This is a genomic window from Muricoccus nepalensis, assembly GCF_006438825.1.
GTDB lineage: Bacteria > Pseudomonadota > Alphaproteobacteria > Acetobacterales > Acetobacteraceae > Roseomonas > Roseomonas nepalensis.
Map to the genome: position 1 here is coordinate 92,414 of NZ_RCZP01000012.1, position 15,967 is coordinate 108,380.

The 15,967-nt window shown below is 71.9% G+C and carries 17 protein-coding genes and 1 pseudogene; 11 read left to right on the top strand and 7 right to left on the bottom strand.

Features of this window, described 5'->3' with window-relative positions:
• Window positions 1-40: 40 nt before the first annotated feature.
• Window positions 41-262, top strand: a complete 222-nt coding sequence (locus tag EAH89_RS14240; RefSeq protein WP_161993590.1) for a transposase — start codon at window positions 41-43, stop codon at window positions 260-262.
• Between the two features lie 338 nt (window positions 263-600).
• A complete protein-coding gene (locus EAH89_RS14245) occupies window positions 601-1,044 on the top strand; it encodes an ASCH domain-containing protein (RefSeq protein WP_161993591.1) in 444 nt (147 codons plus the stop codon).
• Window positions 1,045-1,164: 120 nt separating this feature from the next.
• Here the strand turns inward: EAH89_RS14245 and EAH89_RS14250 are convergent, their stop codons facing one another.
• Window positions 1,165-1,902, bottom strand: a complete 738-nt coding sequence (locus EAH89_RS14250; RefSeq protein WP_161993592.1) for a GntR family transcriptional regulator — start codon at window positions 1,900-1,902, stop codon at window positions 1,165-1,167.
• Between the two features lie 119 nt (window positions 1,903-2,021).
• On the opposite strand from EAH89_RS14250, the gene EAH89_RS14255 reads away from it, so the two are divergent.
• From EAH89_RS14255 to EAH89_RS14275, 5 genes are read left to right on the top strand one after another with little or no spacing between them, the layout of a single operon-like run.
• Entirely contained in the window at window positions 2,022-3,044 is a 1,023-nt protein-coding gene (locus EAH89_RS14255; protein ID WP_140884225.1) for an ABC transporter substrate-binding protein, read from the top strand.
• Window positions 3,045-3,055: 11 nt separating this feature from the next.
• Window positions 3,056-4,498: a dihydropyrimidinase gene (gene hydA, locus EAH89_RS14260; RefSeq protein ID WP_140884227.1), complete on the top strand. Its 1,443-nt coding sequence runs from the start codon at window positions 3,056-3,058 to the stop codon at window positions 4,496-4,498.
• Complete coding sequence (locus EAH89_RS14265; RefSeq protein ID WP_140884229.1) at window positions 4,489-5,259, top strand: SDR family oxidoreductase; 771 nt, start codon at window positions 4,489-4,491, stop codon at window positions 5,257-5,259. The genes hydA and EAH89_RS14265 overlap by 10 nt, the downstream gene beginning before the upstream one ends.
• On the top strand, window positions 5,259-6,026 hold the full coding sequence (locus EAH89_RS14270; RefSeq protein WP_140884231.1) for a D-glutamate cyclase family protein: 768 nt from the start codon (window positions 5,259-5,261) through the stop codon (window positions 6,024-6,026). Before EAH89_RS14265 ends, EAH89_RS14270 begins: the two co-directional genes overlap by 1 nt.
• Complete coding sequence (locus tag EAH89_RS14275) at window positions 6,023-6,448, top strand: heme-binding protein (RefSeq protein ID WP_206667556.1); 426 nt, start codon at window positions 6,023-6,025, stop codon at window positions 6,446-6,448. Before EAH89_RS14270 ends, EAH89_RS14275 begins: the two co-directional genes overlap by 4 nt.
• 179 nt (window positions 6,449-6,627) lie before the next feature.
• Here EAH89_RS14275 and EAH89_RS14280 read toward each other — a convergent pair whose 3' ends face one another.
• The 4 genes from EAH89_RS14280 to EAH89_RS14295 form a co-directional block, all read right to left on the bottom strand.
• On the bottom strand, window positions 6,628-7,122 hold the full coding sequence (locus EAH89_RS14280; protein WP_140884234.1) for an MFS transporter: 495 nt from the start codon (window positions 7,120-7,122) through the stop codon (window positions 6,628-6,630).
• Window positions 7,064-7,738, bottom strand: a complete 675-nt coding sequence (locus EAH89_RS14285; RefSeq protein ID WP_241667024.1) for an MFS transporter — start codon at window positions 7,736-7,738, stop codon at window positions 7,064-7,066. Before EAH89_RS14285 ends, EAH89_RS14280 begins: the two co-directional genes overlap by 59 nt.
• 316 nt (window positions 7,739-8,054) lie before the next feature.
• Complete coding sequence (locus EAH89_RS14290) at window positions 8,055-8,867, bottom strand: dienelactone hydrolase family protein (RefSeq protein WP_140884239.1); 813 nt, start codon at window positions 8,865-8,867, stop codon at window positions 8,055-8,057.
• 147 nt (window positions 8,868-9,014) lie between these two features.
• Window positions 9,015-9,917: an ABC transporter substrate-binding protein gene (locus tag EAH89_RS14295; protein ID WP_161993594.1), complete on the bottom strand. Its 903-nt coding sequence runs from the start codon at window positions 9,915-9,917 to the stop codon at window positions 9,015-9,017.
• A gap of 45 nt (window positions 9,918-9,962) precedes the next feature.
• Here EAH89_RS14295 and EAH89_RS14300 point away from each other — a divergent pair, with 45 nt between their 5' ends.
• Window positions 9,963-10,769, top strand: coding sequence for a LysR substrate-binding domain-containing protein (locus EAH89_RS14300; RefSeq protein WP_161993595.1), 807 nt, complete (start codon window positions 9,963-9,965; stop codon window positions 10,767-10,769).
• Window positions 10,770-11,048: 279 nt separating this feature from the next.
• Window positions 11,049-11,342: pseudogene (locus EAH89_RS14305) on the top strand (LysR family transcriptional regulator); the annotation flags it as partial.
• Between the two features lie 274 nt (window positions 11,343-11,616).
• Here EAH89_RS14305 and EAH89_RS14310 read toward each other — a convergent pair.
• Window positions 11,617-12,543 (bottom strand): LysR family transcriptional regulator, encoded by a 927-nt coding sequence (locus tag EAH89_RS14310; RefSeq protein ID WP_140884249.1) that lies wholly within the window; start codon window positions 12,541-12,543, stop codon window positions 11,617-11,619.
• A 173-nt stretch (window positions 12,544-12,716) separates the two neighbouring features.
• Between EAH89_RS14310 and EAH89_RS14315 the strand changes: the two genes are divergently transcribed.
• Together EAH89_RS14315 and EAH89_RS14320 are read left to right on the top strand one after the other, a co-directional pair.
• A complete protein-coding gene (locus EAH89_RS14315; RefSeq protein WP_206667557.1) occupies window positions 12,717-13,583 on the top strand; it encodes a class I SAM-dependent methyltransferase in 867 nt (288 codons plus the stop codon).
• Complete coding sequence (locus tag EAH89_RS14320; RefSeq protein ID WP_140884255.1) at window positions 13,580-14,581, top strand: Bug family tripartite tricarboxylate transporter substrate binding protein; 1,002 nt, start codon at window positions 13,580-13,582, stop codon at window positions 14,579-14,581. The genes EAH89_RS14315 and EAH89_RS14320 overlap by 4 nt, the downstream gene beginning before the upstream one ends.
• Window positions 14,582-14,971: 390 nt before the next feature.
• Here the strand turns inward: EAH89_RS14320 and EAH89_RS14325 are convergent, their stop codons facing one another.
• On the bottom strand, window positions 14,972-15,949 hold the full coding sequence (locus EAH89_RS14325) for a tripartite tricarboxylate transporter substrate-binding protein (RefSeq protein WP_140884258.1): 978 nt from the start codon (window positions 15,947-15,949) through the stop codon (window positions 14,972-14,974).
• Window positions 15,950-15,967 lie beyond the last annotated feature (18 nt).

Genomic DNA, 15,967 nt, shown 5'->3' on the forward strand with positions numbered 1-15,967 from the left:
GGCGTGTCGGCCCGCAGTGCCCTGCCGGAGCATGGCGCCGGTGGTTGAGGAGCTGCAGGCCCTGCGCGGTGTCTCGCTGATCGTTGCCCCGCTAATGGGGGTCTATGTCGGCGACAGCCAGCGGTTTGACAACCTGCGCCGGCTGACCGCCCATCTTCGGCTCGTGCCCCCGGAGCACGAGAGCGGGGCCAAGCGCCGCCAGGGCGCGATCACCAAGGCTGCCAGGCCGCTCGCGCGGCGGATGTTGATCGCGGTCGCCTGAGACTACCGGCTGCCGGCCCGCCTGTCAGTGCCAACGAGGCCCCGCTTGGACGGATTGCCACAAGAGGGGCGTGATACTGCCCGGAAGGCACCGGCGCGCGTCTGCGCCCGATAAGGTCGTCTGCAGGCGAGCGGCCAACTTCGCCTCCCTGCCAAACAACTTGCCAATGCCGGCATGTTGCATACGGGATCGCGGCGCGCGCAAGCTGCGCCCGGACGGCGGGGGTCCACATGGGCGGCCTGAAAGGACGTCAGACACCCCACCGACGCATGAAACCCTCGCCGCTCACCGCACTGTATAATGAGAGCATCGTTGCGGCGATGTGGAAGGAGGGACAGATGGACGCCGAACTGAGGTGCGTGCTGAAGGCGGCCTTCCCAGGTGAGGACGCCCGCTACTTTTTCGCGATGTCGATCGGGAGTGCCCCCGAACAAGCGGACGAGGGCGCTGCCCTGATCCTCGAAGGCACGAAGACGCTCACCTCCTCACCCTTCTGGGACTACCCCGACGGCGTAATCCCTTTTGTCGGCGCACTCGGCGTCCTTCTCGACGGCGCGAGGCAGCCGCGTGGGGTCGTTGAGACGACGCGTGTGGAGGTGTTGCCGTTCGGGGCCGTGACCGAGGACATGGCCCACGCCTATGGTGAAGGGGAACGGACGGTCGAGTGGTGGCGTCGAGTGATGGGGGAGTTCTACCTCGCCTCGGCGACCAGCCATGGAGCAACCTTCACCGAGGACACATCCCTGATTTGGGAGTGGTTCCGGGTCGTGCGCCACTTGTAAATCGGAGCTGTTCGCTAAGCCGGAGCTAAGCCTGGAGTTTTCGTCTCAGCCTCAGTCCGAAGCGCGTTCTAGGACACAAATTTGTCCTCGGCGCTATCCTCCTGATGACAGACCTATCGTCTAGGCGAGGGGCCGCGCCAGCGCCGAGCGGATGTCGATCGCCTCGCGCCGTGGACGGTCCAGCCGGAGGTCCCGCTCGATCTCCAGCAAGTGGTGCCGCATCAGCGCCGCCGCCGCTCGGTGCCGCCGCCGGCGGACCAGCTCCACGAAGCTGGCGTGGTCGTCGTGCCAGCAAGCCAGGCCGCCACGGTTGTCGAACAGCGCGATCACAAGGCTCGTCCGCGCCACCAGGAGGCGCACCGCCCCGGCCAGGATCGGGTTGCCCGAGAGGTTGGCAACCAGGACGTGGAACCCGCCCGAGAGCCGGATGGCCTCGCGCAGCCGCCCGGCGGCCCGCAGCCGGCCCTCCTCCGCCAGGTTCTCCGACAGCGCGGCGACGGCGGCGGGGTCGCCGGCCCGCGCCACCGCCTCGGCCGTGCCCGCCTCGATGGCGCGCCGCGCCGCGAAGATGGCACGCGCCTCCGCCGCGTCCGGCGACGCGACCCGCGCACCCCGGTTCGGAAGGATCGTGACCAGCCCCTCCCAGGCGAGGCGGTGCAACACCTCGCCGACCACCCGCCGGCCGAGGTCGAAGGTCTCGACGAGGTCGGCCTCGGTCAGCCGCGTTCCCGGCGGCAGGCGCTGGTCCACGATCGCCGCAAGAAGGTGCTCGTGCACGCCCGCCGCGTCCCGCGCGCGGGGGCGATTGCCGGCGTGGACCACGCCGACCAGACGGTTCTGCCCCGGTCCCTTATGCACGGCGCCCTCCCGGCACGCAGCGGATTGCGCGCAATCCTGCGGCAGGGCGCCTCCTTCGTCCATTCCGATCTGGCACGGGCCTTGCGCTCCCTCTCCGCGCCCTCCCCGGAGATCCGCCCATGCTTGCCCGACGCTCGCTCCTCGCGGCCCCTGCCGTTCTCCTCGCGCCCGGTCTCGGTCGGGCGCAGGGGGCAATGACGGAGCTGAAATTCTCCCTTGCCGCCCCGCTTGACGGCTCGAACGCCGCCTTCTTCCTCGCGGAGGAGCGCGGCTGGTTCCGGGAGGCCGGGTTGCGCGTGCAGTTCGACCCCTCCGGCGGGTCGGGCGAGGCGGTGACGCGCGTCGGCTCCGGCACCTACGACCTGGGCGTGGCGGACCTCGGCGTGGTGCTGGAGTTCAACGGCCGCCAGCCCGCCTCCGCCATCAAATGCGTCTACATGCTCTACTACCGCTCCCCGCTCTGCGCCGCCTCCTTCGCAAAGGCGGGGATCGAGCGGCCGGCGGACCTCGCGGGCAAGCGCGTCGGCGCGGCGCTCACGGACGGCGCCTACAAGCTCTTCCCGGCCTACGCCGCCCGCACCGGCCTCGATCCGAGCGGCGTGAAGTGGCAATACGGCGACCTCCGCCTGCGGGAGGCGATGCTGCTGCGCGGCGACGCCGAGGCGATCCTTGGCTTCGACAGCACGATGTATTTCGGCCTTGTCCGCAACGGCGTGCGCCCCGCCGACCTGCGCTTCCTCTACTTCGCCGACGCGGGCATGCCGCTCTACGGCAACGGGCTGATCGCCTCGCGCCGCCTGGCCGAGACGAACCCGGAGGCGTTGCGCCGCTTCGTCGCCGCCGCAGCGCGGGGCTGGCAGGCCGCCATGGCTGACCCCGCGGCAGCGGCCGGGGCGCTGCGCCGGAAGGACTCCTTGATCGAAGCGGCGCTGGAGACGGAGCGGCTGACCTGGCTCGTCCGCAACCAGCTCGTCACGGAGGAGAGCCGGGCCGACGGCATGGGCGGCGTGCGGCCGGAGCGGCTGGCCGCAATGGCCGAGCAGGTCGGCGCCGCCTTCGGCCTGCCCACGCCCGTCGCGCCGAGCGCGCTCTTCACGCCGGACTTCCTGCCCGACGCCGCCATTCGCCGCGTTCCTGCGTGAGGGACCCCGGCATGAGTTTCGACCTCGTCCTCCGCGGCGGCACCGTTGCCACCGCGGCGGAGGTCTTCGCGGCGGATATCGGCATCACCGATGGCCGGATCGCCGCGCTGGCCGAGCGCATCGCGCCGGGCGCGGGCGCGCGGGAGATGGACGTCACCGGCCGCCTCATACTGCCCGGCGGCATCGACGCGCATGTCCACATCGACCAGGCGCAGTCGCCGGGCGCCGCGGCGGCGGGCGCGGCAATGGCGGACGGCTTCCGCACTGGCACCACCTCCGCGGCCTTCGGCGGCACGACCACCACGATCTCCTTCGCCGTGCAGCACCGCGGCACCTCGCTGCGGGACGCCGTGGCCGACTACCACCGACGCGCCGAGGGCAACGCGGTGGTGGACTACGCCTTCCACCTCACCGTTACCGATCCGACCCAGGCCGTGCTCGGCCAGGAACTCCCCGCCCTCATCGCCGCGGGCTGCCGGTCCCTGAAGGTCTACATGACCTACGAGGCCATGCGTCTCGGCGACCGCGAGATCCTCGAGGTGATGGCGGTCGCGCGCGCCCATCGCGCCGTCGTCCTCGTCCATGCCGAGAACCACGAGGTGCTGACCTGGCTCGCCGAGCGTCTGGAGGCGCGCGGCGAGACGCGGCCGGTTCACCACGCCCGGTCCCGCCCGCTGTTCGTCGAGCGGGAGGCGACGCACCGCGCGCTGACCCTCTCCGAGGCCGCCGGCGCGCCGCCGACGGTCATCGTCCACGTCTCCGGCGCCGAGCCGATCGAGGAAATCCGGCGGGCTCGCGCCCGCGGTCTGACCGTGGTGGCGGAGACCTGCCCGCAATACCTCTTCCTCAGCGAGGGCGACCTCGACCTGCCGGACATGGAGGGGGCGAAGGCCATGTGCTCCCCGCCGCCGCGCGACGCCGCCTCCCAGGCCGCCTGCTGGCGCGGGCTGGAGGACGGGACCTTCGACCTCTTCAACTCCGACCACGCGCCCTACCGGATGGACGGGGAGGGAAAGCTCCGCGCCGGGCCGAACCCGCCCTTCCGCCGCGTCGCTAACGGCATCCCCGGCCTCGCCACGCGGCTGCCGCTGCTGTTCAGCGAGGGCGTGGTGACGGGCCGCATCCCCCTCACCCGCTTCGTCGCGCTGACCGCGACGAACAACGCGCGGCTCTACGGCCTCGCGCCGCGCAAGGGCACGGTCGCGGTCGGGGCGGACGCCGACCTCGCGGTGTGGGATCCGGAGCGGCGGGTGACCGTGACGAACGCCTTGCTGCACCACGCCGTGGACTACACGCCCTACGAAGGGATGCGGATCACCGGCTGGCCGGAGACGGTGCTCTCGCGCGGAGAGGTGGTGGTCGCGGACGGCGTGCTCCACGCACGCCCCGGGCGCGGCCGCTTCCTGGAGCAGACCCTCTCCTCGGCCTATGCGGAGGCCGGACGGTGGATCTAGGCATCGCGGGGCGCCGCGCCCTTGTCCTTGGCGGCAACCGGAACATGGGGCTGGCCATCGCCCGCGCGCTCGCGGCGGAGGGCGCGCGGGTCGCCATCGCCGCGCGGGACCGCGCCGCGCTCGAGGCGGCCGGCGCCGCCATCCCTGCCGTGCCCTTCCGCCTCGACCTGTCCGACACCGCCTCTCTGCCGGGCTTCGCGGACGCGGTGGCGGCCGGCTTCGGCGCGCCGGAGATCCTTATCAACAACACCGGCGGCCCCGCCTATGGCGGCGCCTCGGGGCGCGGGGAGGCGGATTGGGAGGAGGCCTTCCGCGGCATGGCCCTCTCTGTCATCCGCCTCACCGACCTCTTCCTGCCGGCGATGCGGGCGGCGCGCTGGGGGCGGGTGCTGACCGTTGTCAGCACGGGGGCGGTGCAGCCCATCCCCGTCCTCGGCATCTCCAACAGCATTCGCGCCGGGCTGATCGCCTGGTCCAAGACCCTCTCGGCGGAGGTCGCCGCGGAGGGCGTGACCGTGAACTGCCTCATGCCCGGCCGCGTGGGCACGGAGCGCGTCCACCTCACCGACGCCGCGACGGCCGCGCGGGAGGGGGTTCCGGTCGAGACCGTCCGCGCCCGGTCGCAGGCGGCGATCCCGATGGGTCGCTACGCCGAGCCCGCGGAGATCGCGGCCTGCGCCGCCTTCGCGGTCTCCGCGCCCGCCGCCTACATGACCGGCGCGACGCTGCGGGTGGACGGCGGCTTCGTGCGGCACGTCTGATGGGGGAGAGCGGCCTCGATCTCCGCCGCGCCGCCCGGGCGGGCTGGGAGGGCCTCACGGTCGGGCGGGCGCGGGGCTTCGTGCAAGCCAACCTCGTGGTCGTGCCGGCGGACTGGGCGGGGGACTTCGCGGCCTTCTGCCGCGCCAATCCCCGCTCCTGCCCGCTGCTGGCCGCGGGCCGGCCCGGCGACCCGCGCCTGCCCGCGCTCGGCGCCGACCTCGACCTGCGTGAGGACCTGCCGGCCTATCTCGTGCACGAGGCCGGCCACGCGCCACGCCGCCTCGCCTCCCTTCGCGACGAATGGCGCCGGGACTGGACGCCCTTCGCGCTCGGCTGTTGGTTCGGTGCGGAAGCTGCCCTCGCTGGTGAGGGCATCCGTCTGCGGCACGTCGAGCTCGGCCTCCAAGGTCCGCTGTTCCGCACCGGGCGGGCGGCGGTGCCGGTGGGGCGGCTGCGCGGGCCTCTGGTCGTGTCAATGCGGCCCTTCGCGCGGGAGGACGTGCCCCGCGTCGCCGCGGTGACCGCCGGCCTGCCCCGCAGCCACGGCGCCCCCGTCCATGTCGGTGATCCCGCGGTTCTCGGCATCCCCGACCCGGACCAGCCCGATTGGGGCGAGCCCCTCCGGCCCGAGCCGGGGGAGGAGGCCGTGTTCTGGGGCTGCGGGCTGACCGCCCTCGCGGCGCTGCAGGCCTCCGGCGCGCCCCTCTTCGCGACGCATGCGCCAGGCGCCATGCTCGTCACCGACCTCCTGGAGACCCTCCCGTGACCGCGCTCACCCGCCCCGCCCGCAAGATGACCCATGGGACCGTCATGGCCCTCCTCGCCGCGGCCGAGGCGGAGGCGAGCCAGATGGGCGTGCCGCAATGCATCGCCGTGGCCGACGAGGGCGCGAACCTCGTCGGCTTCCTCCGGATGGACGGATCGCGCGTCCTTTCCATCGCCTCCGCGCAGGCCAAGGCCGCAACCGCCGCCGCCACGGGGACGCCGACCGGCGGCATGGCGCCGGCGATGGAGACGCGGCTTGCCCTCGCGACCGGCCTCCGCATGACAAACCTGAAGGGCGGGCTGCCGGTGGTCGTGGAGGGCGAGGTGGTCGGCGGCATTGGCGTCGGCTCGGGCACGGGCGACCAGGACCGGCAGGTCGCCGCGGCCGCCCTGCGCTCCCTCGGCCTGCCCGACGGGAACTGAGGTCAGCAGCCGAGCCCGAAGTGGAGTCAGTCCTGGCAGGTGAACTGCGTCGTTGTCGGCGCAGGAAAGGCGGCCTCAGGCGCGGCGGCGTCGCATACACCACCTTGTAGGCGCAGCAGCCCCCGGACGGGTGCGCGTTCACACGATACGGACATACTCGTACCATGCGGTGCTTGCGCTCAACGCTGCAGTCCATGCCCCACTCGAGCCATGAGCAAGGTGCCAGCGGCACCGAGGAGTGCGCTCGCCAGGACAGGTGGAGGATGGCCCACGAGCAAAGCAATGCCGATCGCTAAAGGCGCCGCCACCAACAGCGCGATGCCGCGGCTGGTGTAGAGCAAGCCGAGCCTTTCGCCCAACGAGCGCACGCCGAAGCGGTCGGCGACGAAGGCCGGCAGGAGCGCGACGAAACCGCCCTGCAGCGTGCCGAAGCCAATTGCAAAGGCTTGCAGCACCGGCCTGTCCTCGGCCGCTGCCCAGAGCGGCATCGCGGCCGCCATGCCCCCGCAGCAGATCAGGAACACTCCCCGCCGCCCGATCGCATCGGCCATTGCCGTCAGGAGGAAGCGTCCGACGATGGTGCCAACGCCGATCAGACCCAGCAGCGCCACCGCGTCATGCCGGTCGAGGCCCAGGTCGCGTGCACCGCCAACCAGCATCGCATGCGGCAGCACGGAGTGCAGAGAGACGAGAAGCGTAGCCGCGTAGAGCAGGCCGAAGTCCCGGCTGAGCACGGTTGCCGACAGCGTGGGGTGCGGCGCTGGTGCGGGTACCCGCTCCTGCGGGGCGGGCGTCAACAGCAGCGCGCGCCGTGCCAACCAAGGCGGCGAGCGCGCCACCGGCAATGAAGGTCGTGCGCCAGTCGCCGAACGCGGAGAAGGCCTCGGCTGCCGGCGGCACCAGCGCGGTGCCAACGCCGATTCCGCTCACCGCGATGCCGGAGGCAAGGCCGCGGTGCACGTCGAACCAGCGCTGCACGGCGGCGAGTGCCGGCACATAGGCAAAGCCGCAACCCAGGCCGATCAGCACGCCATAGCCGACATACACCTCAACCAGGCTGCCCGCGGCGGCCGCCACGAGGAAGCCGAGCCCGATGACCAGCATGCCCGTCACCGCGACGAGGCGTGCGTCGATGCGGTCGGCAAGCTCGCCGGTCAGCGCGCTGACGAAGAAGCAGCTGCCGCCGCTCAGCGCATACACGATGGAGACCGACGCACGGGAGGAACCGAAGGCAGTGGCGATCTCGTCGGCGAACGCGGCGTAGGAGTAGATAGCGCCGAAGCCCACCATGGTCACCAGAAAGGCCCCGGTAACGACTGTCCAGCGCTGGAACGGCGCTGGCGCGGCTGGGTGCGGGCGGTGCAGGAAGCGCGGACGGTGCGGCCGTGCCTCGGGAGCGACACGGTGCGCCGTCGGTGGCGTCCAGAGCGTCTGGCTTATCGCCTTTGCCGTTCGCGCAGGCACTGCTCCGCTACGATCCGCCGCCAAGCGCTTAGAAGCATGTGGCCGAGCAGGCTCCACCCGTAGCGGTAGCTCAGCCGCTCGATTTCCGCCCAGGTCGCCTCATCCGCAGCGCGGAGCACCGCGCGCTTGTAAACCTCAGGGCTCATTGTGGCGCGCTCCTGACCCGAGGCGCCAATGCTGCTGCGAGCCAGTCCGCAACGACCTCCGCGGCCTCGACCGTGACGACGAGATCGGCGCGTGCGCGCAGCCGCCCGCCACCGGCGGGGTTGGGCAGCACGGGCCCTGAGTTCGGCCAAACTGCTCCCGGCGCGTCCCAGGCATGGCCCGCGCCAGGCAGCAGCCGTGGTGTGAGGCCGGTCGAGGTCGGCATGGCCACGCAGTCCTGGGCGGCGGCAGCACCCTGCAGGATGAGGGCCGGCTCGGCGGCAGGCGGCTTGAGGCCGGAGCAGCCTGGGTAGAGCGCTGCCGCCGGCCGCCCCGCTGCACCAGCAAGGACAGAACGGCCGCCGAGGCCAAAACCCAGGGCGGCCGTCGCGGCGAGGTCGAATCCGTTGCGCGTCGCCCAGGCAAGCGCCACGCCCAGAGCCGCGGACGAGGCGGCCGGCTCAACAGCATGGGTCGGGCTGTCCAAGTCCTCACCCATACCGAGCACCAGGGCGGCAAAGCCACGCCTCAACAGGCTCTCCACATAGGGCTCGGAGCGCGCGTCCTCGCTCAGCGCGTCGGGCAGCACGATGACGAGCGGTGTGAGTGATGCAACGGCGGGCCGCACCAGCCGTGCCAGTCCAACCGGCTCGGGAAGGCGGACCAGCTCGGCACGTGGTTCCGTCCCTTCGACCGACTGAGGCGCGGCGGAGCCTCCGCAGAGGGGATCGATGGATAGAGCCGCAACCGTCGCGCTCTCACCCACGATGGCGAGCGCGATCAAGAAGGCGACCACGGCGGACGGGTTCATCGGCCGTCGGCAGGGTTTTGTGGCGCTCTTGGCTCGCGGCATTGGTGGTACCTCCGCAGCGTCGAAAGGGGGATCACTCGAAGGAACGGCCTGTCCGCTCCTGCAACCTGGGCAGGGGAGAGCAGGCGTCGGCCAGCCGCCGTGACCTCAGCCTGCTGCCCTGACGTGCGTCGTGCGGCCGAGCACGGCCGGTGGGATGACGAAGCCAAATTCGCGGGCCAGATCGAGGTTCACCACGAGTTCGGGCCGCACCACGCGCTCGACTGGGATGTCGCCGGCGCGCTCGCCACGCAGAATGCGATGGACCAGCTTCGCCACGTTCCGCGACGCGGCGGCGAAGCTCGTGCCACAGGCCAGCAACGGACCGAAGGCTGCCGCATCACGGGCAAGCAGCGTGGGCAGGCGCGCGGCCCAGGCGAGCGCCGCGATGCGCGCCCCATGCACCCGGACGATCGGTACCCCGAGTCCCACGAATGCGTCGGCCCGCGCCGCGCGCATCGCCGCGAACGCGTCCTCAAGGTCATCCAGGCCGCGCAGGAGATGAACCTGGGCGATGAGACCCTCGGCCGCGGCCGCCGCCCGGGCCACGTTCGGCAGGGCATCCGGAACTCCCGCATCACCGAGGACGGCCAGCCGCCTCACGTCCGGAATGAGCGTCCGCAGCAGGCGCAGGCCCTCCTGGGCCTCATCCGGGTCGAAGGTCGTCACGCCGGTAGCGTTTCCGTCAGGCCGCCCCGCCTCGGCCACGAGACCGACCGCCACGGGGTCGACGACCGCCGCGAAGACGATCGGGACGCCCGGCGCCGCCTGCTGCGCGGCGCGGCGATGCACCGCTCCCATCGCGATGATCATGTCCACCGGCGCGGCGGCAAGCTCCGCCGCGAGGACCGGGAGCCGATCCAGGTGGCCGCCGTCAAAGCGCGCATCGATCGAGAGGTTACGCCCCTCGACGTAGCCCAGCGCCGCCAGACCCTCGAGGAAGGCTGGATGATCGGGGTGCGAGGGATCGCCGCTGAACAGCGCGCCGATCCGCACCGCGGTGCGCCTCACGACGGCGCCTGCCCCACCCCGTACACCGAAGGGCGGCTGGGAGACTTGGACGAGCATCAATTCACCCTCACGCCGGCCGTGCGCACGACCCGCCCCCACTTTTCGGCCTCGCGGGCGAGGAGCGCGGCGAGGTCGGCCGCTGGGCCGGGCATCGGCGTCGCGCCGAGATCGGCGAAGCGCGCGGCCCGGGGGGAGCAAGGGCACCTGCGGCTCTCGGTCCCGCCGACGGCGCCCTTCCACCCCTTCGTGCCGACGGTGATCCGCGCCTTCCGCGACGCCTATCCCCTCGTCTCGCTCGCGATGGAGGAGAGCCTGCGGACGGAGACGCTGGAGCGGCTCCGCGGCGGGCAGGTGGACGTGGCCTTCCTCCGCGCCTCCATCGCCGCGCCGGAGGGCCTTGCCGTGTACCCGCTGCGCGAGGAGCCGATGGTCGCCGCGCTGCCGAGCGGGCATGCGCTGGCGCGGGACGACGGCCGCGCGGTCCCGCTCCGCGCCCTCGCGGAGGAGACGTTCATCGCCTACGCCCGCGACACCGGGCCGGCCCTCTACGAGGCCATGGCGGCGGCCTGCCTGCGGGCGGGCTTCGTCCCCCGCCTCGGCCAGGAGGCGCCGCGGATCACCACCGCGCTGAGCCTCGTGGCCACGGGCTTCGGCGTGACCCTCGTGCCGGCCTCAATGCAGCGCATGGCGCTCGAGGGCGTGACCTACCGGGAGCTGGAAGGCGCCGACGGGCCGCGCGCCTTCCTCGGCATCATGGCGCGGCGCGACGATCCCTCGGCCGCGGTCCGGCACTTCGTCGCCCTGGTCCGGCGCGCGGCGCGGCGCAGGGACGATAGCGCGGCAGCGTCATAGGCTTCAGAGAAGTCCAATCCGACGATGCGGCCGGCGGCTAACCGGCCGGTAAGTGCGCCCGTCAGGCTGGCGGTGTCGCACCCAAGGTTGAGGTTGGGCACGCCGCCGTCGGTCAAGGAGAAGGTTGAGGAAGACATGGTCTTACTCCCCGAAGGCAGCAGCGCCTTCCCGTGAGGAAAATGGAGAGCGACGAGGTCGGCGGTCCAATAGAGCTTCTGTCTAGAAATTCATGCCGGCTCGGCATAAACGACGTGGACGCATCTCTGCCAAGCAAAGGCCCTCGTCGCCGTTGCCGAACTCGGCGCCGTCTCCAAGGCGGCCGAGCACCTCCCCGTCGTGCAGCCTGCACTCGCCCGCCAGGTTGCCGAATTAGAGCGGCAGCTCGGGATCGGGCTCCTCGACCACGTGGGCGGCCGCCTGATGCTGACCGAGGAGGGTGCGCAGCTCCTGAGCGACTGCTGGGCGCTACTGCCATGCGCCGCAGAGCTATGCGTCGCAGAGATCGGCGAGGGCGCGCGGCTGTTCCGGCACGGCGATGCAGGCGAGCTGAAGGTGGCGTCATCGCCGCAGTAGATTGGCAGTAGATTGAGCGTGCGCTCGCGACGTTCTTGGTGCGCTGCGCCGCGCCGTAACCCGAAGGTGCGGGTGACGTTGACTGAGGTGAGGCTGGACACGATGTCCGACAGCTCCCCACGCTGTACATGCTGGGCGGTAGACCACTGCCGGAAAAGCAATGAGCCTCGTCGTGCGTGAGGCAACGCCCGACCGCTCCCAGACAGACCCAGCGGGTCAGAGCCTACCCACGCCTGCCCTGCCCTGCCGGCTGCGACGTCCCTGGCACACGAGCTCACAGAACCGTCGGTCGTGAGATGGGGAACACCTCTCGCATATAGGCGCCGAGCATGTCGCAGAACGCCTCGGCGTAGCGCGGCAGCGGACGACGCCTGTCCCAGTAGATCGCCGTCCGCTCCCGCAGCGGCTCCCCGCGATAGGCAAGGGCGGCAACGTGCAGCCGGTAACGGTCAGTCCGAAGGACCGAGGGGACGATGGCAACGCCGTGCCCGCTCTCCGCCATGGCCAGCAGCGTGTGCGGCGTCCGGCTCTCGTAGGCGATGTTCGGGCGGAGGCCGGCAAGGCGGCAGGCGCCGTCGAAGTTGCGGCGGAAGACATAGTCCGTGTCGAGGAGGAGCAGGGGATGCGGTGCCAACCGGCCGATCTCGATGACCCCGCCAGCCTCGAGCCCGAGCGAGGGATTAAAGGCCGCGAGCAACTCGATTGCCTCCAGCGGCTGGCAGGCGAAGCGCGCGTCGTCGGGCGGTACCGCGCCCATCAGGTTCTGCCCGAGATAGCTCTCGCCGCTTTCGAGCTTCGCGGCCGTGGCGGCCCAGCCCATCACCTCGGTCAGCGTCACCCGCACCTTCGGGTAAGCCTCGGCGTAACGGATCAGGAAGGCCGATAGCGCGCCCTCGATGATCTGAGGGGAGGACGCCACCCTCAGCAGGCCCGCATCGCCGTGCTGGAGCGCGCGCGCGCGCTCGCCGATCGCGCCCGCGGCGCCGAGGAGCGCCCGGCAATCGCCGAGGAGCTGCTCGCCCGCGCCCGTCAGCATCAGGCGGCGGCCGACGCGGTCGAACAACCGGATCCCGAGCTCTCCCTCGAGGTCGGCGATCTGCCGGGAGAGCGCCGGCTGCGCGATGCGCAGCCGCTCGGCGGCCCTGGAGACGGTGCCGAGCTCGGCGACGGCGACGAAGGTTCTCGCATGCCGCAAGTCCATCCACGCTGCTTATGCCCAGCGGGCATGGATTTCCAGACGAAACCACTATTGGACCGCTGGGCCCTGCGCCCGCCATAGCGGCCGTGCAGCGCGACGCGTCGTCGCCAGCGGAGAGCCCGTTGACCGCATCCTCGACGTTTCCCGCCACCGATGGAAATGCCTACGAAGAGCAGATGGGCCGCTGGAGCCGAAGACTGGCCGAGCCCTTCCTGGACTTCGCCGATCCTGGCGGGGCGGGCTGCATCCTCGACCTCGGCTGCGGCACCGGAAGCCTCGCGCAGGCCCTGGCGGGCCGGTCCAGGGCATGCCGGGTCGTCGGCCTGGACGCCTCGGACGCCTATGTCGAGCACGCGCGCCGCCGGATCGACGATCCGAGGGTCGAGGTCCGGGCAGGCGACGCCTGCGCGATCCCCTTCCCCGATCAAAGCTTCGACGGAGTGCTGTCGCTGCTGATGCTGCCCTTCGTGCCGCGGGCGGACACGGCGGTGGCGGAGATGCGACGGGTGGCGCGACCCGGCGCCATCGTCGCGGCGGCGTCCTGGGATGCGCGCGGCGGCCTCGTGGCGCAGCGCATCTTCCTCGACACGGCCGCGGTGCTCGACCCCGGTGGCGCGGGGCTGCGCGCGCGCAACTGCACCCGCCCGACGACGCGTCCGGGCGAACTCGCCGCGATATGGCGGGCGGCCGGGTTCCGCGACATCCGGGAGGCCGCGCTGACCATTCGAATGGAATACGCGGGCTTCGGGGACTACTGGGGGCCCTTCGTCGGCGGGCAGGGACCCGCCGCGGAGTATGTGGCCGCCCTCAATCGGACGGCCCTCGCCCGGCTGCGCGAGCATGTCCGCCGCGCCTACCTGGACGGCGAGCCGGACGGCCCCCGCTCCTACGCCGCAACGGCCTGGGCCGTGCGGGGGATCGCGCCGGGCGTGGCGCGTGGTGCCGGATCCGTCACACGCCCCCTAGAGAGGCGCGCGCCGGCCTCGGGCGCTTCGGAGTGCCGCTCCCACCAACCCCGATCCGGAAGGCGAAGCATCCGATGAAAGCCATCGTTCGTCGCTCCGCCATCGCCCTGGGCCTCGGCCTGGCCGCAACGCCCCTCCGGCGCACCCTGGCGCAGGAGACGGCGACCTATCCCAACCACCCCGTGCGGCTGCTGGTTGGCTTCGCGCCCGGCGGCTCGCTCGACTTCGCGGCCCGCTCCCTGTCCGAGAGGCTGACCGCGCGGCTCGGGCAATCCTTCGTCGTCGAGAACCGAGCCGGTGCGACGGGCAACGTCGCCGCCGAGGCCGTCGCCCGCGCCGCTCCGCCGCGCGACGGCCATCTGCTGTTGATGGGCAATGTGCAGAACCTCGCGGTGAATGCCGCATCCCAGCGCGACCTCGGCTTTGATCCCGCGCGGGACCTGCTGCCCGTGGCACAGGTCGCGACCGTGCCCTACGTCGTCGCTGTCCCGGCCGAACTGCCGGTCCGGTCGATGGCCGAGCTCATCGCCCTGGCGCGGCAGCAGCCCGGCCGACTGAACGCCGGGACGCCCGGCGTCGGCTCGCTGCAGCACCTTGCGCTCGAACTGCTGAAGGCGCGCGCGGGCGTGCTGGACATCGCGCACGTCCCGTTCAGGGGCGGCTCCGAGGTGGCACGCGAGTTGATCGGCGGCCGGCTGCAGATCGGCATCGACACGCTGGTGAGCTTCGGCCCGGGTGTCGAGGCCGGGCGAATTCGCCCGCTGGCGACGCTCCATGCGGAACGTCTCCCGGGCCATCCCGGTCTGCCGACCGTCGCCGAGACGACCGGCCTGGACGGTGTGGAGGCCTCGGGCTGGATCGGCATCGCGGGCCCGTCCGGCATGCCGCGCCAAGCGCTGGCACGGCTCGAGGCGGCCGTCGCCTGGGCCATGATGGAAACGGACCTGCCCGCGCGCATGGACGCGCAGGGCCTGGTGGCGCGCTTCGGTGACACCCAGGCCTTCGGCGTGCTGGTCGCCAGCGAGCGCGAGAAATGGGCACGCGTCGTGCGCGAAGCGGGTATCACCCTGGGCTAGGCAGGCCCCTCGAAGCCCTCCATCCGCGGCTGTCGAGACGTGGCCGGCGAGTTGGCTCTCCCGGCTTCCTCCACTCAGTGTCCTGCTCCCTCCCGCAGGCGGTCTCCTCAAGGACGAGCGTCTTGGGCGGGCCGCGGTGCCGGACGAAGCCGCCGGTCGCGGCAATGACCCCAGTGTCAGCACCCCGACGGCGATGGTGCAGGGTTGGGCAAGGGCGCGCCAGCGGTAGCAATTCGCTGATCACGGCGAGGCGGAGGCGTGGGGAAGAACGGCATCGCCCACCTGAAGGCCACGCCGCGGCGGCTGGCCCCGTGCGTCCCGTCGAGGTCGAGCGAAACACCGAAGGCGCGGCAGGCTTCGCTCGACGTGCCGCGGCTCACACGGGTCCGGTCAGTCCGCGAACTCGCCCGCCGCTTGCAAGATCGGCCGCCAGCGTTCCACCTCGCTAATAAGGAGGGATCGCAGCGCCTCGGGCGACCCCGTCTCCGCCGGTTCGGGAGCGGTCCCGAGCTCCGTCAGCCGGGCCACGACGCGCTCGTCGCCGAGAGCAACGCGAAGCGCGCGGTTCAGGCGATCAATCACCGGTCGCGGTGTCCCGGCCGGCGCGAACAGCGCCTGCCAGATGCTCAGCTGGAACTCAGGCATGCCGCTCTCGGCTGTGGTCGGCACCGACGGCATGGTCGGAAGGCGAGTCGGCGCGGCGATGGCGAAAGCCTTGACCGAGCGCCCCTGCACCTGGCCCAGCGCGCTCGTCGTCTGGTCGCAGTAGAGGTCGATCCGCCCGGCGATGAGCTGCGGGAACACCTCGCCGGAGCTGCGGAAGGGGACGGTGTTCGCCTGGGCTCTCAGGGCCGACTGCATCAGCATGGCGCAGAGCTGGCTGGACGAGCCGAGGCCGGCATGGGCCAGGTTCAGCCCGCCGCCCTGGCGGCGCATGTACTCGGTCATCTCCGCGAGCGTGCTTCCCGGGAAGTCCGGCCGGCCGATCCAGACCATGGGGTTGCGGTTCATCAGCCCGACCGGTTCGAAGTCCCGCACCGGATCGAAGGACAGGCGCCGGTAGAGGGTGGGCGCGGTCGCCATGCCGATGTTGTGCATCAGGACACGATAGCCGTCCGGCCGTGCCTGGGCGGCGCGGGCGACGCCGACCGTGCCACCCGCTCCCGGGATGTTCTCGATCAGCACGGGTTGGCCGAGGTCGCGCGACATGGCCTCTCCGATGGTCCGAGCGACGCCGTCGATCGGGCCCGGCGCGAACGGAATGATCATGACGATCGGCTGGGTCGGCCAGGACTGCGCCCTCGCAGGAACCGAAAGCAGGGCCGCGGCCAGTCCCGCAACGGCCACCAGCATGGTTCGTCCGATCATCCGAAGAGGCTCCCTTCC